This window comes from Burkholderia sp. JP2-270 (genome assembly GCF_003233675.1).
Taxonomy (GTDB): Bacteria; Pseudomonadota; Gammaproteobacteria; order Burkholderiales; family Burkholderiaceae; genus Burkholderia; species Burkholderia pyrrocinia_C.
In genome coordinates this window covers 664,599-687,998 of record NZ_CP029824.1, presented here as the reverse complement: position 1 = coordinate 687,998, position 23,400 = coordinate 664,599, and the positions used below count along the sequence as shown (strand labels likewise).

General features: G+C 69.4%; 18 protein-coding genes and 2 riboswitches. Of the genes, 7 read left to right on the top strand and 11 right to left on the bottom strand.

The window, feature by feature from the left end:
• Positions 1-77: 77 nt before the first annotated feature.
• From eat to eutC, 3 genes are all read left to right on the top strand, one after another.
• Entirely contained in the window at positions 78-1,490 is a 1,413-nt protein-coding gene (gene eat / locus DM992_RS03260) for an ethanolamine permease (protein ID WP_111015619.1), read from the top strand.
• A gap of 95 nt (positions 1,491-1,585) precedes the next feature.
• A complete protein-coding gene (locus DM992_RS03255; RefSeq protein ID WP_111015618.1) occupies positions 1,586-2,983 on the top strand; it encodes an ethanolamine ammonia-lyase subunit EutB in 1,398 nt (465 codons plus the stop codon).
• A complete protein-coding gene (gene eutC / locus DM992_RS03250; protein WP_111015617.1) occupies positions 2,980-3,774 on the top strand; it encodes an ethanolamine ammonia-lyase subunit EutC in 795 nt (264 codons plus the stop codon). The genes DM992_RS03255 and eutC overlap by 4 nt, the downstream gene beginning before the upstream one ends.
• Before the next feature lie 30 nt (positions 3,775-3,804).
• On the opposite strand, the gene DM992_RS03245 is transcribed toward eutC, so the two are convergent.
• A complete protein-coding gene (locus DM992_RS03245; protein ID WP_111017780.1) occupies positions 3,805-4,689 on the bottom strand; it encodes a LysR family transcriptional regulator in 885 nt (294 codons plus the stop codon).
• Positions 4,690-4,846: 157 nt separating this feature from the next.
• On the opposite strand from DM992_RS03245, the gene DM992_RS03240 reads away from it, so the two are divergent.
• The gene (locus DM992_RS03240) at positions 4,847-6,457 is read left to right on the top strand and encodes an MFS transporter (protein ID WP_111015616.1); all 1,611 of its coding nucleotides are present in this window, start codon (positions 4,847-4,849) and stop codon (positions 6,455-6,457) included.
• 104 nt (positions 6,458-6,561) lie between these two features.
• Here the strand turns inward: DM992_RS03240 and DM992_RS03235 are convergent, their stop codons facing one another.
• Positions 6,562-6,990, bottom strand: coding sequence for a pyridoxamine 5'-phosphate oxidase family protein (locus tag DM992_RS03235; protein ID WP_111015615.1), 429 nt, complete (start codon positions 6,988-6,990; stop codon positions 6,562-6,564).
• 335 nt (positions 6,991-7,325) lie between these two features.
• Between DM992_RS03235 and DM992_RS03230 the strand changes: the two genes are divergently transcribed.
• The 3 genes from DM992_RS03230 to DM992_RS03220 all read left to right on the top strand — a co-directional run bounded on the left by DM992_RS03230 (position 7,326) and on the right by DM992_RS03220 (position 10,982).
• Positions 7,326-8,852 carry an aldehyde dehydrogenase family protein gene (locus tag DM992_RS03230; protein ID WP_111015614.1) on the top strand — a complete coding sequence of 509 codons (1,527 nt, stop codon included), beginning with the start codon at positions 7,326-7,328 and terminating at the stop codon, positions 8,850-8,852.
• Between the two features lie 345 nt (positions 8,853-9,197).
• Complete coding sequence (locus tag DM992_RS03225) at positions 9,198-9,737, top strand: hypothetical protein (protein ID WP_111017779.1); 540 nt, start codon at positions 9,198-9,200, stop codon at positions 9,735-9,737.
• Positions 9,738-9,947: 210 nt separating this feature from the next.
• Positions 9,948-10,982 (top strand): helix-turn-helix domain-containing protein, encoded by a 1,035-nt coding sequence (locus tag DM992_RS03220; RefSeq protein ID WP_111015613.1) that lies wholly within the window; start codon positions 9,948-9,950, stop codon positions 10,980-10,982.
• Between the two features lie 48 nt (positions 10,983-11,030).
• On the opposite strand, the gene DM992_RS03215 is transcribed toward DM992_RS03220, so the two are convergent.
• The 9 genes from DM992_RS03215 to DM992_RS03170 all read right to left on the bottom strand — a co-directional run bounded on the left by DM992_RS03215 (position 11,031) and on the right by DM992_RS03170 (position 23,377).
• A complete protein-coding gene (locus DM992_RS03215; protein ID WP_111015612.1) occupies positions 11,031-12,125 on the bottom strand; it encodes an ADP-heptose--LPS heptosyltransferase in 1,095 nt (364 codons plus the stop codon).
• Complete coding sequence (locus tag DM992_RS03210; RefSeq protein ID WP_111015611.1) at positions 12,122-13,825, bottom strand: thiamine pyrophosphate-binding protein; 1,704 nt, start codon at positions 13,823-13,825, stop codon at positions 12,122-12,124. Before DM992_RS03210 ends, DM992_RS03215 begins: the two co-directional genes overlap by 4 nt.
• A 133-nt stretch (positions 13,826-13,958) precedes the next feature.
• The gene (locus DM992_RS03200; protein WP_111015609.1) at positions 13,959-15,347 is read right to left on the bottom strand and encodes an L-serine ammonia-lyase; all 1,389 of its coding nucleotides are present in this window, start codon (positions 15,345-15,347) and stop codon (positions 13,959-13,961) included.
• Between the two features lie 31 nt (positions 15,348-15,378).
• Positions 15,379-16,515 (bottom strand): alginate lyase family protein, encoded by a 1,137-nt coding sequence (locus tag DM992_RS03195; RefSeq protein ID WP_111017778.1) that lies wholly within the window; start codon positions 16,513-16,515, stop codon positions 15,379-15,381.
• Positions 16,516-16,666: 151 nt separating this feature from the next.
• Positions 16,667-19,594: an aminomethyl-transferring glycine dehydrogenase gene (gcvP, locus tag DM992_RS03190; RefSeq protein WP_111015608.1), complete on the bottom strand. Its 2,928-nt coding sequence runs from the start codon at positions 19,592-19,594 to the stop codon at positions 16,667-16,669.
• Between the two features lie 65 nt (positions 19,595-19,659).
• Positions 19,660-20,040 (bottom strand): glycine cleavage system protein GcvH, encoded by a 381-nt coding sequence (gcvH, locus tag DM992_RS03185; protein ID WP_111015607.1) that lies wholly within the window; start codon positions 20,038-20,040, stop codon positions 19,660-19,662.
• Positions 20,041-20,157: 117 nt separating this feature from the next.
• The gene (gene gcvT, locus DM992_RS03180; protein ID WP_111015606.1) at positions 20,158-21,276 is read right to left on the bottom strand and encodes a glycine cleavage system aminomethyltransferase GcvT; all 1,119 of its coding nucleotides are present in this window, start codon (positions 21,274-21,276) and stop codon (positions 20,158-20,160) included.
• An 84-nt stretch (positions 21,277-21,360) separates the two neighbouring features.
• Positions 21,361-21,494: riboswitch (glycine riboswitch) on the bottom strand.
• A gap of 31 nt (positions 21,495-21,525) precedes the next feature.
• Positions 21,526-21,629: riboswitch (glycine riboswitch) on the bottom strand.
• Positions 21,630-21,751: 122 nt separating this feature from the next.
• On the bottom strand, positions 21,752-22,120 hold the full coding sequence (locus tag DM992_RS03175) for a hypothetical protein (protein ID WP_111015605.1): 369 nt from the start codon (positions 22,118-22,120) through the stop codon (positions 21,752-21,754).
• Positions 22,121-22,324: 204 nt separating this feature from the next.
• A complete protein-coding gene (locus DM992_RS03170; RefSeq protein WP_111015604.1) occupies positions 22,325-23,377 on the bottom strand; it encodes an oxidoreductase in 1,053 nt (350 codons plus the stop codon).
• Positions 23,378-23,400: the final 23 nt, after the last annotated feature.

Genomic DNA, 23,400 nt, shown 5'->3' with positions numbered 1-23,400 from the left:
CGTCGTTTAATGACTCTCTAGCATCGATTCTCAGTCGCGCAGGCCGGCAGGCCCGGCGCATTTGAGGAGAGAGTCCGATGAAAGCAGAGTCGAATGGCCGGCCCGCCGCCGGCGCCAAGTCGTCCGGCCAGCCCGCGCTGCAGCAGACGCTCGGGACCTGGCAACTGTGGGGCATCGCGGTCGGCCTCGTGATTTCCGGCGAATACTTCGGCTGGAGCTACGGGTGGGCGAGCGCCGGTACGCTGGGCTTCGTCATCACCGCGCTGTTCGTCGCGGCGATGTACACGACCTTCATCTTCAGCTTCACCGAGCTGACGACGTCGATTCCGCACGCGGGCGGCCCGTTCGCGTATGCGCGCCGCGCATTCGGCCCGACGGGCGGTTATCTCGCCGGTGCGGCGACGCTCGTCGAGTTCGTGTTCGCTCCGCCCGCGATCGCGCTGGCGATCGGCGCGTACCTGCACGTGCAGTTTCCGGGGCTCGAACCGAAACACGCGGCGATGGGCGCGTATCTCGTGTTCATGGCGCTGAACATCGTCGGCGTGCAGATCGCCGCGACGTTCGAACTCGTCGTCACGCTGCTCGCGATCTTCGAGCTGCTGGTATTCATGGGCGTCGTGTCGCCGGGCTTCGCGTGGAGCAACTTCACGAAGGGCGGCTGGTCGGGCGCCGATCATTTCAGCGTCGGGGCATTCCACGGAATGTTCGCGGCGATCCCGTTCGCGATCTGGTTCTTCCTCGCGATCGAAGGCGTCGCGATGGCCGCCGAGGAAGCGAAGAACCCGAAGCGCTCGATTCCGATCGCGTATGTCGCCGGGATCCTGACCCTCGTCGCGCTCGCGATCGGCGTGATGGTGTTCGCCGGCGGCGCGGGCGACTGGACCAAGCTCGCGAACATCAACGACCCGCTGCCGCAGGCGATGAAGTACATCGTCGGCGCGAACAGCGGCTGGATGCACATGCTCGTGTGGCTGGGGCTGTTCGGTCTGGTCGCGTCGTTCCACGGGATCATCCTCGGCTATTCGCGCCAGATCTTCGCGCTGGCCCGCGAAGGCTACCTGCCGGAGTGGCTCGGGAAGGTGCATCCGCGCTTCAAGACCCCGCATCGCGCAATTCTCGCGGGCGGCGTGGTCGGCATCGCGGCGATCTACAGCGACGAGCTGATCCAGTTCGGCGGGCAGACGCTGACCGCGAATATCGTGACGATGTCGGTATTCGGCGCGATCGTGATGTATATCGTCAGCATGGCGTCGCTGTTCAAGCTGCGCCGCTCGCAGCCGAACATGGCGCGGCCGTTCCGCGCGCCGCTGTACCCGATCTTCCCGGCATTCGCGATTCTTGCGGCGCTCGTCTGTCTCGGTACGATGGTGTACTTCAACGGGCTGGTCGCGCTGGTGTTCGTCGGCTTCCTCGCGGTGGGCTACGCGTACTTCCTCGCGACCCGTTCGCAGCGCGCGAGCGCGCCCGGCGACGCGCTGCTGGAGGAGTGAGCGTGGCGAAGGTGAACGGCCGTTCCTGACGGCATCCGGCGCGCCCCGTCGAACGGGCGCGCCGTCGGCTTTAGGCAAGGAAGGAGACTCGCACGATGTCCTATACGGAGACGATCGGTCCGCGCACGTACCGCTTCGCGGACCTGAAGACGCTGCTCGCGAAGGCGAGCCCGCTGCGTTCCGGCGACCAGCTCGCCGGCGTCGCGGCGGCAAGCGAGGAGGAGCGCGTCGCCGCGAAGATCGCGCTCGCGGGCGTGCCGCTGAAGGCGTTCCTGAACGAAGCGGTGATCCCGTATGAAGACGACGAGGTCACGCGCCTGATCGTCGACGCTCACGACGCTGCCGCGTTCGCGGAAATCTCGCATCTGACCGTCGGCGACTTCCGCAACTGGCTGCTGTCGCCCGCGGCCGACGGTGCGGCCCTCGAACGGATCGCGCCGGGCCTCACACCGGAGATGGTCGCGGCCGTGTCGAAGCTGATGCGCAACCAGGACCTGATCGCGGCCGCGCGCAAGCGCCGCGTGGTCACGCGCTTTCGCAACACGGTCGGGCTCGCCGGCCGGATGTCGGTGCGGCTGCAGCCGAACCACCCGACCGACGACGTGAAGGGGATCGCAGCGTCGATGCTCGACGGGCTGATGTACGGCTGCGGCGACGCGATGATCGGCATCAACCCTGCGACCGACAGCCTCGCAGCAATCGTGAAGCTGCTCGCGATGATCGACGGGTTCCGCGAACGCTACGGCGTGCCGACGCAGTCGTGCGTGCTCACGCACGTGACCAACACGATCGCGGCGATCGAGAAGGGCGCGCCGGTCGATCTCGTGTTCCAGTCGATCGCAGGCACCGAGAAGGCGAACGCGAGCTTCGGGATCTCGCTCGCGCTGCTCGGCGAGGCGCGCGAGGCCGCGTTGTCGCTGAAGCGCGGCACCGTGGGCAACAATCTCATGTACTTCGAGACGGGCCAGGGCAGTGCGTTGTCGGCGAACGCGCATCACGGCGTCGATCAGCAGACCTGCGAAGTGCGCGCGTATGCGGTTGCGCGCAAGTTCGAGCCGTTCCTCGTGAACACGGTGGTCGGCTTCATCGGGCCCGAATACCTGTACGACGGCAAGCAGATCATCCGCGCGGGGCTCGAGGATCACTTCTGCGGCAAGCTGCTCGGCGTGCCGATGGGCTGCGACATCTGCTACACGAACCACGCGGAAGCCGACCAGGACGACATGGATACCTTGCTGACGCTGCTCGGCGCGGCCGGCATCAACTTCATCATGGGGATTCCGGGCGCGGACGACGTGATGCTGAACTACCAGAGCACGTCGTTCCACGACCAGCTCTACGTGCGCGAGGTGCTCGGCCTGCGCCGCGCGCCGGAGTTCGAGGAGTGGCTGGAGACGATGGAGATCGCCGATGCGCATGGCGCGCTGCGCGCCGCGTCGGCCCGCGTGCCGCTTCTGGCCGGCGCGAACGACTGGATGGGGTTGTCAGCATGAGCGATGCCGTCGAAAAGAATCCGTGGGGCCAGCTGAAATCGTTCACGAACGCGCGGATCGCGCTCGGCCGCGCGGGCAACAGCCTGCCGACCGCGCCGCTGCTGGCTTTCAACCTGTCGCATGCGCAGGCGCGCGACGCCGTGCACCAGCCGCTCGACGCCGATGCGCTGCGGCGCGAGATCGAGGCGGCCGGCCTGCTGCCGACGCTCGGTGTGCAGAGCGCGGCGCCGGACCGCGACCACTATCTGCGCCGGCCCGATCTCGGTCGCAAGCTGTCGGATGACAGCCGCGGGCTGCTCGCCGGCTACGGCGCGGCGCTCGACGATGCGCCCGACGTCGTGTTCGTGGTCGGCGACGGGCTGTCGGCGTTCGCGGCCGCGAAGCAGGCGCTGCCGCTGCTGCAGGCCGTGCGCCCAAGGCTCGACGCGGACGGCTGGCGGATCGGCCCGGTGGTGGTCGCGAAGCAGGCGCGCGTCGCGCTCGGCGACGAGATCGGCGAGCTGCTGCGCGCGAAGGTCGTCGCGATGCTGATCGGCGAACGGCCGGGGCTCAGCTCGCCGGACAGCCTCGGCGTGTACCTGACATGGGCGCCGAAGGTCGGCTGCCACGACGCGCTGCGCAACTGCATCTCGAACGTGCGGCCCGAAGGGCTGCCGCACGCGGCCGCCGCGCACAAGCTGCATTACCTGATGACGCATGCGCGCAGGCTCCAGCTGACGGGCGTCGGGCTGAAGGACGACAGCGACGCGCTGCTGCCGCCGGCGCAAGCGGAGCGGATCGGCGCGGCGTGACAGCGCGCTGCGCGACTGCGTGCGCCGCGGCTACCTGAACAGCCGCTCGCACAGGAAATCGACGAACACGCGCAGCTTCGGCGACAACTGCCGGCTCGACGGCCACACGATCGAGAACTGCCCCGGCGCGATCCGGTAGTCGTCGAGCACGGTGACGAGCGCGCCGTGTTCGAGCGCGTCGCGTGCGAGGAAATCGGGCATGTAGCCGATGCCGAGCCCCGCGAGCACCGTGCCGCGCAGCGCTTCCATGTTGTTGCAGGTCATCGCGGTGCGCAGCTTCAGCGGCGTGCCGTCGTCGGCCGCGAGTGCCCAGTCCTGCAGCTTGCCGGTGGTCGGGAAGCAGTAGCGCACGCACTCGTGCGCTTCGAGATCGCGCGGCGTGTGCGGCGTGCCGGCCCGCGCGAGATACGCGGGCGTCGCGCACAGCACGAATGCAAACGGGCCGAGCCGCCGCGACATCAGGCTCGAATCCGATAGCGGGCCGCTGCGGATCACCGCATCGAAGCCGCCTTCGACGACGTCGACCATCCGGTCGTTGAAGTCGAGATCGAGCTCGACTTCCGGATAGCGCTGCCGGAACTCGGGCAGCACCGGCAGCAGGAAGCGGTAGCCGATCACCGGCAGGCTCACGCGCAGCTTGCCGCGCGGGCGCTGCGCCGATGCCGTCACGGTCGCTTCCGCATCGCGGAAATCCTCGAGGATTCGCTGGCAGCGTTCGTAGAAGTGCCGCCCCTCTTCAGTGAGCGTGACGCGCCGTGTCGTGCGGTTGAACAGGCGCACGCCGAGCGACTGCTCGAGTTTCGCGATCGTCTTGCCGACCGCCGACGCCGAGATGCCAAGCGCGCGGCCGGCCGCGACGAAGCTCAGCGCTTCGGCGGTGCGGACGAAGGCGACGATGCCGGTCAGGTTTTCCATCGAATCGAGGTGCATGCGCCGGCGGGGCGCGGCCGAGTGAATTGCGGAATTCTAGTCCGTTATATATGGAATTTCGCGTAGTTTTTTCGCGGATTGAATCGGATTTATCTTCTGTCGCTCTGGCGGCGCATCCGCGCCGGCTTTTCGAGGAGCGATGATGGATCACCCGTTTTCAGCCGTATCAGCGGCTTCGGCGCGGCGGCGTGCGTGGGTGCTGGCCGCCGTCTGCATGGCCGCCGTCGCGCTGCCGCTGTCGTTTTCGGGCGGCGCGGTCGCGACGCCGGCGATCGGCCGCGACCTGCACGGCGGCACGGTCGCGATGAACTGGATCACCAACGCGTTCATGCTTGCGTTCGGCAGTTTCCTGATGGCGGCCGGCGCGCTGGCCGACCAGTTCGGCCGCAAGCGGCTGTTCGCGCTCGGCGTCGGCGGTTTCACGCTGATGTCGGTTGCGCTCGCGTTCGCGCCGTCGATGCTGGCGGTCGACCTGCTGCGCGCCGCGCAAGGGCTCGCGGCCGCCGCGGCGCTCGCGGGCGGCACGGCCGCGCTCGCGCAGGAGTTCGACGGTGCGGCGCGCACGCGCGCGTTCAGCCTGCTCGGCACGACCTTCGGCATCGGGCTCGCGTTCGGGCCCGTGCTGGCCGGCGGCCTGATCGGGCACTACGGCTGGCGCGCGATCTTCGCGACGAGCGCGGTGGCCGGCGTGCTGTCGCTCGCGTTCGGGCTGCCGCGCATGCACGAGTCGCGGGACCCGCATGCGACGGGGCTCGACTGGCCCGGCACGGCCGCGTTCACCGTCGCGCTGACACTGTTCACGTTCGGCGTGATCGAGGCGCCCGCGCGCGGCTGGACGAGCCCGCTCGTGATCGTGCTGCTGGCCGGCGCGGCGCTCGGCGCATGCGCGTTCGTGACGATCGAGACGCGCGTCGCGCGGCCGATGCTCGACCTGTCGCTGTTCCGCATCGCGCGCTTCGTCGGCGTGCAGGTGCTGCCGGTGTCGACCTGCTGCTGCTACATCGTGCTGCTCGTCGTGCTGCCGCTGCGCTTCATCGGCATCGACGGCTTCAGCGAGATCGACGCCGGCTGGCTGATGCTCGCGATCTCCGCGCCGATGCTCGTCGTGCCGTTCGTTGCGGCAACGCTCACGCGCTGGCTGTCGGCCGGCGTGATCTCGGCGCTCGGGCTGCTGGTCGCGGCCGGCGGGCTCGTGTGGCTGGGTGAAGCGCTGCGCGGCGGCGCGGGGCCGGCGGCGATCGCGCCGATGCTGGCGATCGGCGTCGGCGCCGGGATGCCGTGGGGGCTGATGGACGGGTTGTCGGTGAGCGTCGTGCCGAAGGAGCGCGCGGGGATGGCGACTGGGATCTTCAGCACGACGCGCGTGGCCGGCGAGGGGATCGCGCTCGCGATCGTCGGCGCGGTGCTGGCCGCGCTCGCGCAGACGGGGCTGCGGCAGGCGGCCGGTGCCGCCGGCACGCCCGACGCGACGCTGCGTGCGGCCGCGCGGCTCGCGACCGGCGATCTTGCTGGTGCGGCCGCTGCGTTGCCGGGTGTCGGCCATGCGGCGCTGCTCGCGAGTTACACGCATGCGTTCGACCGGTTGCTGACCGGGCTGGCCGTCGTCACGGTGCTGTGCGCGGTGGTGGTGTTCGTGTTTCTCGGCGGGCGGCCGGCGGCTGAAGCGGACGACAACGCGGACGGGCATGCGCCTGCCGACGCGCCCGCGCGCAGCCGGATCGAACCGGCTTGTGCGGAGACCCGCGGGCGTTGAGCGTCGCGTCGTCGCGCATGGGTGTTTTGGCGATGGCAGCCGGGGTGCCGGTGCATTGCCGAATCATCGCATCCGCACGCTGACGATCCGCCAAACGCATCACATCACGCCAGCACCAGCGGCGGCAGCGCCGCATCAGCGCGCGCCTGCGCGTACTCCACCTCAATCACCACATAGCGCCGCGCGTCGGGCCACAGATGCGCGCGGCTTCCCGCATCCTCGTCGATCGTCGCGCGGCCCTGCACGAGCCAGGTCGTCTGGCGCATGAAATCGACGAACAGCAGCGCGATGGCCGGATTCACGAGCAGGTTGCCGATCGTGTTGAACAGGTTGTTGCCCGCGAAGTCGGGCAGCACGAGCGTGCGGCGGTCGGGGATGTCGACGAGCGGCTCGAACGAGCCGTCGGCGCGCGGCTGGCGGCCGCGGTACGAGCAGTCGCTGTCGCCCGCCGCGTCGGCGGTCGCGACGATCAGGAACGCCTGCTCGCGGATGAACGCGACGGCGTCGTCGGTCAGGGGGGCCGGGTCGCTCATGGTGTCGGCCGGCGCGAACGCCGCTGCGTGTGGACGGGATGCGCGGTTCGCACGCAAACGACATGCCACGCGTCGCGGCCCACATGCCTGTGCGGTCCGGCACGGCCATTGTGGAAAATCCGAACACCGGCCACGCCGCTGCGCAATCGCGGTGTTCCGAATCGGTACACCCGCCGCGCTGCGTGCGTGAACACCGCACGGCGCGCACGCGGGCCGGCCGTGGTCGTCGTGCATTCGTTCTGCTCCCGTCCGTTTGGCACGCATGTTGCGTAAACCGATGCAGCGCGATCCAACCGGCGCTGCATTCACACAAGCACGATGAACAGGAGACATGTATGAACCCGTTTGACCTGAAACAACTGGGCCTCGACGTCGAATACCCGTACCGTCAGCAGTACGACAACTACATCGGCGGCAAGTGGGTGGCGCCGGTGAACGGCGAGTATTTCGAGAACGTGTCGCCGATCAACGGCCAGCCGTTCTGCCGCATTCCGCGCTCGGGCGCCGACGATATCGAGCTGGCGCTGGACGCCGCGCATGCCGCGCGCCGCAAGTGGGGCAAGACGTCCGTGGCCGAGCGCGCGAACCTGCTGCTCGCCGCCGCCGACCGGATGGAAAAGAACCTGAAGCTGCTGGCCGTGGCCGAGACGATCGACAACGGCAAGCCGCTGCGCGAGACGATGGCGGCCGACCTGCCGCTCGCGGTCGACCACTTCCGCTACTTCGCGGGCTGCATCCGCGCGCAGGAAGGCGGCATTTCCGAAATCGACGACAACACCGTCGCGTACCACTTCCACGAGCCGCTCGGCGTCGTCGGCCAGATCATCCCGTGGAACTTCCCGCTGCTGATGGCCGCGTGGAAGCTGGCGCCGGCGCTCGCGGCCGGCTGCTGCGTCGTGATGAAGCCGGCCGAGCAGACGCCCGCGTCGGTGCTCGTGCTGATGGAACTGATCGGCGACCTGTTCCCGGCCGGCACGATCAACATCGTGAACGGCTTCGGCAAGGAAGCGGGCGAAGCGCTCGCGACCAGCAAGCGGATCGCGAAGATCGCGTTCACGGGCTCGACGCCGGTCGGCAAGCACATCCTGCGCGCGGCGGCCGAGAGCCTGATCCCGTCGACGGTCGAGCTGGGCGGCAAGAGCCCGAACATCTTCTTCGCCGACGTGCTCGATCGGGAAGACGCGTACCTCGACAAGGCGCTCGAAGGGCTCGCGATGTTCGCGCTGAACCAGGGCGAAGTGTGCACGTGCCCGTCGCGCATCCTGATCCAGGAATCGATCTACGAACGCTTCATCGAGAAGGCCGTCGCGCGCGTCGAGCGCATCAAGTCCGGCCACCCGCTCGACCTGCAGACGATGATCGGCGCGCAGGCGTCGCAGCAGCAGCTCGACAAGATCCTGTCGTACATCGACATCGGCCGCGGCGAAGGCGCGCAATGCCTGACGGGCGGCGAACGCACGGCGCCGGCGGCCGAACTCGGCACGGGCTACTACGTGAAGCCGACGATGCTGCTCGGCAACAACAAGATGCGCGTGTTCCAGGAAGAGATCTTCGGGCCGGTCGCGTCGGTGATGACGTTCAAGGACGAGCAGGAAGCGATCGAACTCGCGAACGACACGTTCTACGGGCTCGGCGCTGGCGTGTGGACGCGCGACGGCACGCGTGCGTACCGGATGGGCCGCGAGATCGAGGCTGGCCGCGTGTGGACCAACTGCTACCACCTGTACCCGGCGCACGCGGCGTTCGGCGGCTACAAGCAGTCGGGGATCGGTCGCGAGACGCACAAGATGGCGCTGTCGAACTATCAGCAGACGAAGTGCCTGCTGGTCAGCTACCAGGCCGAGGCGCTCGGGTTCTTCTGACCTGATCGTCAAGGCAGGGGCGAAGCGCCGGGGCCGGCCGGTCGGCAAAGCAGCGCCGGCCGTACGGTTGCCGGTGTTCGGCGGTGACACGCGTGATGCGCGGGCTGCATAGAACGTTCGACGGTTGGGCGACGTTTGCCCGACCGTCGAGCGGCGCACGCACGGGTGCGATGTGCTGACTGCCGGCTATCCGGCTATCCGGTCACCCGGCACTTCGCCATTTTTCGACTTCGACATCCGACCCCTGGTGTTGGCCACGCACCGTTGCGGCCAACGCCGGAAACGATACCGGCCGCCGCGTGTTCGCTGCGGTCCGGTGCGCCGATGCGTGTAACGGAAACCGGCATGGCAGAGCTTCTCCGATCCTTTCCGCGCCACCCCGTATTCCACGCGGGCGAACTCGATGCGCAGCACCGCTTCGGCGCCGCGGACGAAGCCGAGCGGATGAGCGACGCCGTCACGACGCGCGTGAGCATCGGCGTGCGGCAGTTCGTCGAAACGCAGCCGTTCATGTTCGTCGGCACTGCATGCGGAGGACGCGCACCCATGACCTGCGACATCGTGCAGAGCCTGCGCGACGCGAACGGCGACCTGCTGCCCGTCGTTCGCGTGATCGACACGAAGACGCTGCGGTTCGTGTTGCCCGCGCACGGCGATGGCCGGATCGACGCGACAACGTGCGACGGCAGCGGGGTCGGGTTGCTGTTCGTCGATTTCGTGCGCGGCATCCGCTACCGGATCAACGGCCGCGCGACGCTGCGTGCCGATTTGCCCGAAGCGGACGCGGCGCCCTGGCCGGCCGGCAGCGCGATCGTCGAGCTGGCGGTCGCGCAGGCGTACGGCAACTGCGGCACGCGGGTCGTGCGGCTGAAGCCGGCCGGGTAAGTCGATATTCGGTATTCGGTAGCCGGCGGCGGACATGCGCGGTCGCAGCGCGGATCGCACCGGCGACGTGCGCGGCATGCCGCCTTCGGGTGCGCCCGTATCGCGCGCAACGGCCGGACAGCGTGAAATGACGGGTTGTGCGCCGGGCCGCACGGTTCGGCACGGGACTTGCGTGACAGATGCGGTTCCGGGCAGGTGAGGGAGAACACGATGGATCAACACGTGGCGAGTATCGAAGAGCCGACGGCCGAAGACACGCGTCGCAATGCGCAAGGCGACGACGCGCTGGCCGGGCAGGCGGTCGTCAGCGTTGCGCACGACGCTGACGAGCAGGCGCGCAACCTGATCGGCTGGCGGCAGACCTACGACCAGCTCGCGGCCGGCCGCTTCGTCGGCACGCTGACCGAGCTGCCGCTCGACACGATGAAGCTGTTTCGAGAATCGACCAGTCATCTGCTGCGCCAGGCATGCGAGGTGCGCGGCGATGCGTACTGGTTCGGCATCCCGCTCGTGTGCGACGGCACGGCCCGCGTCGATGCATGCCGTATCGGGCCCGGCGCGCTCGCGTTCCGGCCCGGCAACGTCGAATTCGAACTGCTGACGCCTGCGCAGTTCTCGATCTACGGCGTCGTCGTGCGCGGCGATGTGCTGCGCCGCTATGCGGAGGAGGTCGAACGCTGCGCGCTCGACGAGCGGCTGTTCACGCGGCGCGTGATGCAGGTCGGCGATGCGCGGCTCGCGCGCCTGTGCGCGCTGCTCGGCCGCCGGCTCGACGGCGCGGTGGCCGTGGCCGGCCCGCTGCCCGATGCGCAGCGCGACGACCTGCAGGCCGAGGTGCTGGCCGCGCTGTTCGATGCGTGCGCGCAACCGGCCGACGACGGCGCCGGCCGCGCGCCGTCGACGCGCCGCTGGATCGTCGACCAGGCGCGCGACTACGTGCTTGCGCACCGCACGCGCCCGGTCGGCGTGCCCGAGCTGTGCGAACAGTTGCACGTGAGCCGGCGCACGCTGCAGTACTGCTTCCAGGACGTGCTCGGGATGGCGCCCGCGACCTATCTGCGCACGCTGCGGCTGAACGGCGCGCGGCGCGATCTGTGCGGGCGCGCGGCAGGCTCGGTGCAGGACGTCGCGGAGGCGTGGGGCTTCTGGCATCTCAGCCAGTTCGCGACCGATTACCGAAGGCTGTTCGGCAAGCGTCCGTCGGAGACGCTGCGCGATCGCGCAGCGATGGTCGCGGCGGGGTGATCGCGGCGGCACCGCCGTCGTTCCGGCTGGCTGTCGCGTCCTGTTTCCTTATCCGGTGGTGGTCGCCGCTTCGCGCGGCGTCGGCCACGCGCGTGCATCCCAGTCGATCGCGCGATACGCGGCTTCGACCGCCGCGAGATCGTCCGGCCGCTCGCTGCGATGCAGCCCGCGCAATTCGGCCGGCACGTCGAGTTCGACCGGCACGCAATGCGGATAGTCGCGCACGCGCAGCGCCGGCCCGATCGTCGTGAAACATGCGAGCGTCGGCACGTCGAAGCCGTCGGCGAGATGCAGCGCGGCCGTGTCCGGCGCGAACAGCAGGCTTGCCCCCTTGACCCATGCGATGAAGCGCGCGGTATCGGTCGCGTCGCCGCTCACGTCGGTGTAGGCCGGATGCGCGACGGGGCCGAACCCGGCCACCGGCAGCCCGTAGCGTTGCGCGAGCCGTTCCACGAACGCCGCGCGCAGCGCGGGCGGCACGCTGCGCACCGCGGTGCTCGCATTCGGACAGAACAGCACGTACGGCCGCTGCCATGCGGCCGGCAGCGCGGGCAGCGGCAGCCGCGCGAGCCAGCGGTTGCGCTTCGCGGCGGCCGGTACGGCGGCAGGGTCGGCGCCGAGCGCGTCGAGGAAGAAATCGATCATCGGCAGCCGCGCGAATGCGGGCCAGTACAGGTGATTGCCGATGTCGATGCGCGGCGCGTCCGCGGGCAGCGCTTCGACGGGGCACGGCAGCGTGCGCGACGGCGCGACGACGTCGGCCGCGAGCGCATACAGCGCGTCGACGTAGCGCGGGGCGCGGGCCGGCCGGTACAGCGTGAAACGCAGGCCCGCGTGCGCCGCGCGCAGTGCGGTGAGCGCGGTCAGCCCGATCACCGAATCGCCGAGCGTGACACCCATCCCGTTGATCACGTGCACATGCCGTACGCCGTCGTAGTCGAGCCGGAATGGCCGATGCGCGGCATGCAGCAGGCCGAGCGCCGCCGCAGCCGGCACGTGGCCGACGGCGCGGGCATGGCCATGCTCGACGTCGTAAGGCGCGACGAGCGTGCCGTCCGGCGCGAGCAGCGTGCCGGGGAACACGAGCGCGTCGTCGTGCGACAGCGCGACGACGGGCGGCGCGGTGCGCGTTTCCACCGTCATCCGCCGCGCGCGCGGCGGCCCTGCTCGCGGATCTGTTCGAGCGTCGCGGCCGGCGTGCTGGCGTCCTGCGGGATGCGGATCTCGATCAGCGCAGGCAGCCCGCAGGTCAGCGCGCGCTCGAGCGCGGGCGCGAAATCGGCGGTGCGCTCGACCGTCTCGCCATGTGCGCCGAATGCGCGCGCATACGCGGCGAAATCGGGATTCGTGAGCCCCGTGCCGTGCACACGGCCCGGGTAGTTGCGCTCCTGATGCATGCGGATCGTGCCGAAATGCCCGTTGTTGACGACGATCGCGACGATGTTCAGCCCGTACTGCATCGCGGTGGCAAGCTCGTTGCCGGCCATCATGAAGCAGCCGTCGCCCGCGAGCGCGACGACGGCCCGCGACGGGTACAGCGACTTCGCGGCGAGCGCGGCCGGGATGCCGTAGCCCATCGCGCCGCTCGTCGGCGCGAGCTGCGAGCGGAAGTGCCGGTACGCGAAGTGGCGATGCAGCCAGATCGCATAGTTGCCGGCGCCGTTGGTCAGGATCGCGTCGTGCGGCAGGCGCTCGCGCAACTGCACCATCACGTCGCCGAGCTGGACGTCGCCGGGCATCGGCAGCGGCGCGTGCCATTCGCGGTACGCGCGATGCGCATCGGCGGCCGCGCCGGCCCATACGGGGTGCTCGGGCGGTTCGAGCGCGGCGAGCGGCGCGGCGATCTCGGGCATCCCCGACACGATCGGCAGGTCGGCCGCATATACGCGGCCAAGCTCGTCCGCGCCCTGGTGCACGTGGATCAGCGTCTGGCGCGTCTTCGGGATGTCGAGCAGCGTGTAGCCGCCGGTCGTCGCTTCGCCGAGGCGCGGCCCGATCACGAGCAGCAGGTCGGCGTCGCGGATGCGCTTCGCGAGCGCGGGATTGATCCCGAGCCCGACATCGCCCGCGTAGTTCGGGTGCGCGTTGTCGATCGTGTCCTGGTAGCGGAACGCGCACGCGACCGGCAGCTGCCAGCGCTCGACGAAGCTGCGCAGGTTCGCGCACGCGTCGGGCGTCCAGCCGCTGCCGCCGACGATCGCGAACGGCCGTTCCGCGCGCGCGAGCCGCTCGCGCAGCTCGTCGATCTGCGCGGCCGACGGCGCGGCGGCGACGCGTTTCGCGGCCGGCACGACGGGCTGCGGCGCGCACGCTTCGGACAGCACGTCTTCCGGCAGCGCGAGCACGACCGGGCCGGGCCGGCCCGACATCGCGACGTGGAATGCATGGCTCAGGTATTCGGGGATGCGGCGCGGGTCGTCGATCTGCGCGACCCATTTCGCCATCTGGCCGAACATCCGGCGGTAGTCGATTTCCTGGAAGGCTTCGCGGTCGAGGTGCTCGCGCGCGCACTGGCCGACGAACAGGATCATCGGCGTCGAATCCTGGAATGCGGTGTGCACGCCGATCGACGCATGCGTCGCGCCGGGCCCGCGCGTGACGAACGCGATGCCGGGGCGGCCGGTCAGCTTGCCGACGGCCTCGGCCATGTTCGCGGCGGCCGCCTCGTGGCGGCAGACGACCGTCTGGATGCGCGCGGTGTCGTCCGCCAGCGCATCGAGTACGGCGAGGAAACTCTCGCCCGGCACGCAGAACACGCGTTCGACGTGATTGGCGAGCAACGCATCGACGAGCAGTCGAGCACCGGTGGTGGCGCGCGGCTCGAGATCCTTGGAATGCGACATGGGCTGCCGTCTCCCTGGGTAGCGGGACGTACAGCTTACGCCTGTCGGCGGGGCGCCGGTACGCCGGCCGATGAAAAGTGTCGGTGCGAACAGGGTGGCGGCGCGCCGCAGTGCACGCGCCACCGTTACCGCATCAGCACTCGACGATGTTCACCGCGAGCCCGCCGCGCGACGTTTCCTTGTACTTCGTCTTCATGTCGGCGCCCGTCTCGCGCATCGTCTTGATCACCGAGTCGAGCGACACGTAGTGCGAGCCGTCGCCGCGCAGCGCCATGCGCGCCGCGTTGACGGCCTTCACCGACGCCATCGCGTTGCGCTCGATGCACGGGATCTGCACCATCCCGCCGACCGGATCGCAGGTGAGGCCGAGGTTGTGCTCCATGCCGATCTCGGCCGCGTTCTCGACCTGCTGCGGCGTGCCGCCGAGCACGGCCGCGAGCGCGCCGGCCGCCATCGAGCATGCAACGCCCACTTCACCCTGGCAGCCGACTTCCGCGCCCGAGATCGACGCGTTGAGCTTGTAGAGAATGCCGATCGCGGCGGCGGTCAGCAGGAAGTCGATCACGCCCTGTTCGTTCGCACCGGGCGTGAAGCGCGTGTAGTAGTGAAGGACGGCCGGGATGATGCCGGCCGCGCCGTTGGTCGGCGCGGTGACGACACGGCCGCCGGCCGCGTTTTCCTCGTTGACCGCGATCGCGTACAGGTTGATCCAGTCGATCATCGACAGCGGGTCCTGCAGCGCGCGCTCCGGGCTTCCCGTCAGCGTGCGGTACAGCTGCGGCGCGCGGCGCTTGACCTGGAACGGGCCGGGCAGGTTGCCGTCGGCATCGGGGTTGCCAATCCCGCAGCCGCGCGACACGCACGACTGCATCACGGCCCAGATCTTCAGCAGCCCGTCGCGCGTTTCTTCCCCGGTGTGCCACGCGCGCTCGTTTTCCCACATCAGCTGCGCGATCGACTTGCCGGTCGATTCGGTCAGCGCGAGCAGCTCCGCGCCGGTGCGGAACGGGTGCGTCATCTGCTCGGCCGCGCTCAGCACCTTCGTGTTCGGCGCACCGGCCGTCACGACGAAGCCGCCGCCGACCGACAGGTACGTGCGCTCGACCAGCACCGCGCCGTTCGCGTCGGACGCGCGCAGCTTCATCCCGTTCGGGTGCTCGGGCAGCGCCTGGCGGTAGAACGCGATGTTCTCCTTCAGCACGAACGGCACCGGATGCGTGCCGAGCAGCGCGAGCTTCTTCGACTTGCGGACGTCTTCCAGCCGCGCGTCGATCGTGTCGGGATCGACGGTGTCGGGCGCGTCGCCGAGCAAGCCGAGCATCACGCCGCGGTCGGTGCCGTGGCCCTTGCCGGTGGCGCCGAGCGAGCCGTACAGCTCGACCTTCACGTGGGCCGTCGCATCGAGCTGCCCGTCGCGCTCGAGGCCCTGGACGAACATCAGCGCCGCACGCATCGGTCCGACCGTATGCGAACTGGACGGACCGATGCCGATCTTGAAGAGGTCAAACACGCTGACTGCCATTTCGATACCTGCCTTGCTTATAAGAGTAGTGCTAGCGCGCCTGCAATGGCAGGCACGCGGCGAGCCATGCGGGCGGTGTCGGGGAAAGCTGCTGCGCGACGCGGGCATAGCGCCCGTCCAGCCGCGCGGCCAGATGAAAGAGTTCGGTGGCGTTTTTCGGGTCCCACTGCCCCGTGTAGCCCGGCAGGCCGGCCTCGCGGCGCTTCGCGTCGAACGGCACCGGCGAATTCACGAATTCCTCGTGGGTCTTCTCGCCGAGCGCGTACGGCACGAGCCAGTCGAGCGCGGCCGCGAGCGTCGCGCCGTTCGCGCCGCGCTCGCGCAGCCAGTTGCGGTTGAAGCGGCGCGCGGCGAGCGCGGCCGTCACCAGCGGCTGCAGGTCGTACACCGCATAGTGCAGCGCATCGCGTTCCTCGAAGTCCCACGTCTTGCCGTCCGGGCCGATGTTGTCGGCGAGGTGCTCGACGAACAGCCGCTGCGCGGCGTTCATCATCCTGCGGTCGCCGAGCGTGAACGCGGACAGCGCGATCAGCTTGATCCGATGGCTCTGCCAGTTGTTGCGCCAGGTGCCGGTGAGCGGGCGCTTCTGCGCGTCGATCTGTGCGACATAGCCGGCGCCGAGCTTCGCGATGAACGCGGCCGTCGCGTTGCGGGTCTTCACCGGCAGCGCGCTCGCGGTCATGTCGTACGCGACGATCAGGCTTTCGAAGCGCGTCTCGTCGATCGGGTTGAAGCTCGGCTGGTAGGTCGCGACCCACGCGGACAGGAAGCGGTCGACGAGCTGCAGGTAGCGCGGCGCGTTCGTCACGCGCCACGCGAGCGCCGCGTCGCGCATCAGGTCCATGTCCTTCAGCGCGGCGGCGCTCTGGTCGTAGATGCCTTCGTGCGGCAGCGTGCCCTCGGTGTGCACGCGCGGCATCGCCTTCGGCTGCTCGCCGATGCGCGCGTCGACGCTGCGGATCAGCGCCTGCACGCCCGGCTCGGCCTGCGTCGTCTCGCTCGCCTGCAGTGCCGGCGCCGCGCAGAAATTCATCGCCGCGTGCGCGCTGCCGGCCGCGCCGAGACCGGCGGCGGCAAACGACAGCGACGCGACGAGCATCGGCACGAACCGGCGCGCGCGCGGCCGGCTCTGCATTTCACCATGGCCCGGAAACATCGGACGCACCATGCGGAACTCCTTCATTGGCTGGATCGCGTGTGATGTTAGCCGGATTGGCGGACGAACGCGCACCGGTCCGGGCGGCGAACGCAAAAACCGCACGCAACACGGAGTTGCGTGCGGTGCGATCACCATCGGACGGCTCGGGGCCTGGCGCGCGTTATGCGTACTCCGACATCGGCACGCACGAGCAGAACAGGTTGCGGTCGCCGTACGCGTTGTCCGCGCGGCCGACCGGCGGCCAGTACTTGTTCGTGCCGAGTGACGCGACCGGGTACGCAGCCTGCTCGCGCGAGTACGCGTGCGTCCATTCGTTCGCGGTGACGACGGCCGCCGTGTGCGGTGCGTGACGCAGCGGGTTGTCCTCGCGGTCGGCGCGGCCTTCCTCGACCGCGCGGATTTCCTCGCGGATCGCGATCATCGCGGCGATGAAGCGGTCGAGTTCTTCCTGCGATTCCGATTCGGTCGGCTCGACCATCAGCGTGCCCGGCACCGGGAAGCTCATCGTCGGCGCGTGGAAGCCGTAGTCCATCAGGCGCTTCGCGACGTCGTCGACGCTGATGCCGCTCGAATCCTTGATCGGACGCAGGTCGAGAATGCATTCGTGCGCGACCAGCCCGCCCGGGCCCGAGTACAGCACCGGGTAGTGCGGCGCGAGGCGCTTCGCGATGTAGTTCGCGTTGAGGATCGCGGTTTCCGTCGCGGCGGTCAGGTTCTTCGCGCCCATCATCGCGATGTACATCCACGAGATCGGCAGGATCGACGCCGAGCCGTACGGGGCGGCCGACACCGCGCCGATGCCGTTTTCGTCGCGCGCGTAGCCGGTCGAACGCTGGTTCGGCAGGAACTTCGCGAGGTGCGCGCCGACCGCGACCGGGCCGACGCCCGGGCCGCCGCCGCCGTGCGGGATGCAGAAGGTCTTGTGCAGGTTCAGGTGCGACACGTCGCCGCCGAACTGGCCCGGCGCGGTCAGGCCGACCATCGCGTTCATGTTCGCGCCGTCGACGTACACCTGGCCGCCGTGCGCATGCACGATCTCGCAGATCTCGCGGACGTTCTGCTCGAACACGCCGTGCGTCGACGGATACGTGATCATGATCGCCGCGAGGTCCTTCGAGTGCTGCTCGGCCTTCGCCTTCAGGTCGGCGATGTCGACGTTGCCCTGCGCGTCGCACGCGACGACCACGACCTTCATGCCGGCCATGTGCGCGGATGCCGGGTTCGTGCCGTGCGCGGACGCCGGGATCAGGCACACGTCGCGGTGGGCTTCGCCGCGCGACGCGTGGTAGGCGTGGATGATCAGCAGGCCCGCGTACTCGCCCTGCGAGCCCGCGTTCGGCTGCAGCGACACGGCCGCGTAGCCGGTGGCCGCGACGAGCATCTGCTCGAGCTGGTCGATCATCTCGCGGTAGCCGACGGTCTGGTCGGCCGGCGCGAACGGGTGGATGCCGCCGAACTCGGGCCACGTGACGGGCAGCATTTCCGACGTCGCGTTCAGCTTCATCGTGCACGAGCCGAGCGGGATCATCGAGCGGTCGAGCGCGAGATCCTTGTCCGACAGGCTGCGCAGGTAGCGCAGCATTTCGGTTTCGGAATGGTGGCGGTTGAACACGTGGTGCGTCAGGTACGCGCTCGTGCGCTCGAGGCCGGCCGGCAGCGCGGCGACGCCGGCGAGGCCTGCGTCGAGCGCGTCGACGGCCGGCGCGGTGCCGCCCGCGGCCTGTGCGAACACGTCGAGCAGATCGGCGAGGTCGTCGCGCGTCGTCGTTTCGTCGACCGACACGCCGACTTGCGTGTCGCTCACGCGGCGCAGATTGATGCGCTTGCCCTTCGCGAATTCGTGAACCTGCGCGGTGCGCGCGCCGGTGTCGATCGTCAGCGTGTCGAAGAACGTGTCGTTGACGGTCGCGAAGCCGAGCTGCTTCACGCCGGCGGCGAACAGCGCCGCGATGCGGTTCACGCGCAGCGCGATCGTCTTCAGCCCGTGCGGGCCGTGGTAGACCGCATACATGCTGGCCATGATCGCGAGCAGCGCCTGCGCGGTACACACGTTCGACGTCGCCTTCTCGCGGCGGATGTGCTGTTCGCGCGTCTGCAGCGCAAGGCGCAGCGCGGGCTTGCCCTGCGCGTCGACCGTCACGCCGACGAGGCGGCCCGGCATCTGGCGCTTGAATTCGTCGCGCACCGCGAGATACGCGGCGTGCGGGCCGCCGAAGCCCATCGGCACGCCGAAGCGCTGCGTGTTGCCGATCGCGACGTCCGCGCCCCATTCGCCGGGCGGCGTCAGCACGGTGAGTGCAAGCAGGTCCGCCGCGACGACCACGTGGCCGCCGGCCGCGTGGATCGCTTCCGTGAGTGCGCGGTAGTCGCGCACGTCGCCGTTCACGCCCGGGTATTGCAGCAGCACGCCGAACGCGTTCGATTGTGCCGCGTCGGCGGCCGGGCCCGTCTTGATCTCGATGCCGATCGGCAGCGCGCGCGTGCGGATCACTTCGAGCGTCTGCGGCAGCACGTCGTCGGCGACGTAGAACACGTTCGATGCCGGCTTGCCGGTGCGCTGCAGCAGCGTCATCGCTTCGGCCGCGGCGGTTGCTTCATCGAGCAGCGACGCGTTCGAGATCGCGAGGCCCGTGAGGTCGGCCACCATCTGCTGGAAGTTCAGGAGCGCCTCGAGGCGGCCCTGGGAAATTTCGGGCTGGTACGGCGTGTAGGCCGTGTACCACGCCGGGTTTTCGAGCACGTTGCGCAGGATTACCGCCGGCGTGTGCGTGTCGTGGTAACCCTGGCCGATATACGAGCGGAACACCTGGTTCTTGTCCGCGAGAACCCGCAGCGCGGCGAGGGCTTCGGCCTCGCTCTTCGGCTGCGCGAACGGGCCGAGCGGCAGCGTTTCGGCGCGGCGGATCGAGGCCGGGATCACGGCGTCCATCAGGGCGGCGCGCGACGCAAAGCCGAGCGTGTCGAGCATGGCCTGCTGGCTGGCGGCGTCGGGGCCGATATGGCGTTCGGCGAACGCGTCGTGCGTTTCGAGCGCGGCGAGCGAGAGGGGCGTGCGGTTCATCAGGCGGTCCGGGTGTTCGAGCTTCATGGCGTGACTCTGGTCCCGCGCGGGACGGGGCGGCAGGCCGGCCCCGCGCGGTTCGGGTAAGGAAATTAGTCGATCAGCTTGGTGTAGGCGGCAGCGTCGATCAGCTTGTCGGTCGATGCGCCGGCCGCGAGCTTGATCTTGAAGAGCCACACGCCGTACGCGTCGCTGTTCACTTCTTCCGGCGCGTCGGTAGCTTCCGTATTGACGGCGACGACCTCGCCGGACACCGGCGAGTAGATGTCGGATGCCGCCTTCACCGATTCGACGACGCCGACGGCGTCGCCCGCCGAAACGGTCTTGCCGACTTCGGGCAATTCGAGGAAGACGATGTCGCCGAGCGTGCTCTGCGCGTGATCGGTGATGCCGACCGTCAGCGTGCCGTCTGCCTCGGTGCGGATCCACTCGTGTTCTTCGGTGTATTTCAGATCGGCCGGGACGTTGCTCATCGGATGCTCCTGGATAAAAGGGTGTGATTCGTTCTGCTGGCGCGCCGCCGGGGCGCGCCGGATGTGGTTTGCGCCGGGCGCCATCTCCCGGCTTCCCGGGAGGAGGCCCCCCGGCCGTTACGCAGCGAGGACCTTGCCGTTGCGCACGAACGGCAGTTTTACCACGCGCGCGGGCAGTTGCTTGTCGCGAATCTGCACCTGGATCGTGTCGCCGACCTGCACGGCCGCCGGCACGCGCGCGAACGCGATCGATTCCTGCATCGACGGCGAGAACGTGCCGCTCGTGATCTCGCCTTCGCCGTGCGGCGTGACGACCTTCTGGTGCGCGCGCAGCACGCCGCCCGCCTTGCCGTTTTCCTTCTGCAGGATCAGGCCGACGAACGCGGCGCGCGAGCCGTCGCGCTCGAGCGCGGCGCGGCCGACGAAGTCGCGCGGTGCGGTGAGGTCGACCGTCCACGCGAGGCCCGCGTCGAGCGGCGAGACGGTGTCGTCCATGTCCTGGCCGTACAGGTTCATGCCGGCCTCGAGGCGCAGCGTGTCGCGCGCGCCGAGCCCGCACGGGCGCACGCCGTTTTGCTGCAGTGCGTTCCACAGCGCTTCGACGTGCACGGCCGGGACGATCACCTCGAAGCCGTCTTCACCGGTATAGCCGGTGCGCGCGACGGTGAGATCGCCGAACGGCGTGCCGGCGACCTGCGCGGCGTTGAACGGCTTCAGCTCGCTCGTCGCGGCACGCGCGGCGGGCACGGTCGTCCAGACCTTTTCGCGGGCGTTCGGGCCCTGTACGGCGACGATCGCGAAATCGCGGCGCGGCGCGATCGTGAGGCCGTAGCCGCCTTGCTCGTTGAGCTTGTTGAACCACGCGATGTCTTTCTCGGCGGTGCCGGCGTTGACGACGACGCGGAAGAATTCTTCGGTGAAGTAATAGACGATCAGGTCGTCGATGACCCCGCCCTGCGGATTGAGCAGGCACGAGTAGAGCGCCTTGCCGGGCGTCTTGAGCTTGCCGACGTTGTTTGCGATCGCGTGCTCGAAGAATGCGCGCACGCGGCTGCCGGTGAAATCGACGACGCACATGTGCGACACGTCGAACATGCCGGCGTCGGTGCGCACGGCTTCGTGTTCTTCGATCTGCGAGCCGTAGTTGACGGGCATGTCCCAGCCGCCGAAATCGACCATGCGGGCATTGAGCGCGCGGTGCGCGGCGTTGAGCGGGGTGTGATTCAGTGCAGTCATCGAGGCCTCAGGCAAGGCGCTTGCGCGCGGATCAGAACGGCCATGTGCCGACCGCCGCGGCCGACGGGCTGCGAGCGATCCGATACATGCCCCTCTGTCCTCGATACCTGAGAGATTGCACTGCGGGCAAAGCCCGGCGAGCGCGCGCCCCTTCGGTGGGCAGCTTGCCCGCGCAGCATGTGCGCAGCGGGCTACTGCCGCTCTCCAGAGTGCGGGGAGTGCGGCCCGCGCAATGCGCGGACGGGATTCCCCGACGCGGTCGGTCCTTTTGCCTGAGAGTTTGCGGGTGTGCCCCTTCGGCGGCGCGACCGGCGTTGCAGCAACGCGGTCACACGCTCTCCCGACGCGTGCGGGCGACTGTACGCGAGCGGGTGGGCCTTGTCAATTTGAGCAAAAGAATGTCGCTTCGCGACAAGCGGCGGTGCGGGAGCGCCGCCGCTTTTGCCGGCACCGGCGGACGCCGGCATGGCCGGTATTACTCGCCGATCGCGCGCGCGGCCGTGTCGAGTTCCTGGTTCAGCACGCGCTGCTCGTCGCCGGACAGGCCGCCGTTGTGCTGGGTCGACATGTCGCTCGCTTCCTGGCGGATCACGTCGAGCCGGTGGTGCAACTGCGCGCCGTACGGCGGCGGGTAGTAGCCGCCGTTGACGCGCGCGTCGATCCGGCGGTGCAGGTTGTCGATCCGGCCCTGGACCTCCAGCAGGCGATCGTTCGCGACGACCTGCGGATTCGGCCGCGGCGGGGGCGGGGGCGCCTGTCGGGCCGGCCGCTGCGGCTGCACGATGCAGGCCGCGAGCGAGGAAACCAGGACGCAGCATGCCGCTGCGCGAATCAACCGTTGCATCACATTCTCCTGACGGTTTGGTGTCGGATCGACTTTTTGAGAAACGCATCAGACCGGGCGACCGCTGACTTTCGTTCCCGCACGATTTGTAACGGAATGTTCGGGACCGCGCCGTCGCGGCGGCTGACGCGTGGCCGCTGCCGGGGACGGCGTGGCGCGGGGTGGCGGCCGAGGCCGGGACGGCATCGACCCGGCCGGCAGCGGTCAGACGGTGCGGCGCACGAACGGTACCCGGCGGCCTTCGTGCTCGCTTTGCGCGGCTAGCTCGATGATCGTCATCACGTCGACGGCGTCCTGCGGCGTGACCGGGAACGGCGCGCCGTCGTGGACCGACGCGGCGAGCGCGCGGTAGAAGTCCGCGTACTGGCCGTCGAGCGTCGGCACCGGCCGCTCGACCTCGACTTCGCCGTCGAGCACGCGCAGCACGCCAGGCGGGTTGCCGCCGCCGAACTCGACGTGGTCCGGCGTCAGGCCGGCCTTCAACTGGTCTTCCTGCGTATCGAGCCCGAACTTCTGGTAGCTGCCGCGCGTGCCGTGCAGCGTGAAGCGCGCGGGCTCGATCGCCGACAGCGCGCTCGCATGCAGCGCGACGTCCTTGTCCGGATAGCCGAGCAGCAGGTGCACGAAATCGGGCGCCGTGCCGTTGTCGCGGCGCGTCTTGACCGTGGCGCTGACCGTTTCCGGTAGCCCGAACAGCGCGAGCGCCTGGTCGACCAGGTGCGGGCCGAGGTCGAGCAACAGGCCGCCGCCGCGTGCGGGCTCCTCGCGCCAGCGCGTGCGCGGGGTCGGCCGGAAGCGGTCGAAGTGCGACGCGAAATACGTGAGCCGGCCGAGTTCACGGGATTCGACGATGCGCCGCACGGTGAGGAAGTCGCCGTCCCAGCGGCGGTTGTGGAACGGCGCGAACAGGCGGCTGCGCGCGTTCGCGAGCCGCGCGAGCGCGAGCGCTTCGTCGGCCGTGAGCGTGACGGGCTTGTCGACGACGACGTGGCGGCCGGCTTCGAGCACCTGGCGGGCGAGCGTGAAGTGCGTGTCGTTCGGCGTGGCGATCACCACGCAGTCGATGTCGTCGAGGCCGAGCAGCGCGTCGAGATCGGGGACGACGCGTGCGCCCGGATACGCGGCCTGTGCGCGATCGGGCTGGCCCGTCGCGATCGCGGCGACTTCAGTGCGGCCGCTCGTGGCGATCACGGGCGCATGGAACGTCGCGCCGGCGAAACCGAAACCCATCAAACCAATCCTGAGCAATGACGACATGGCAATTCCTGGCTGCGAAGGAA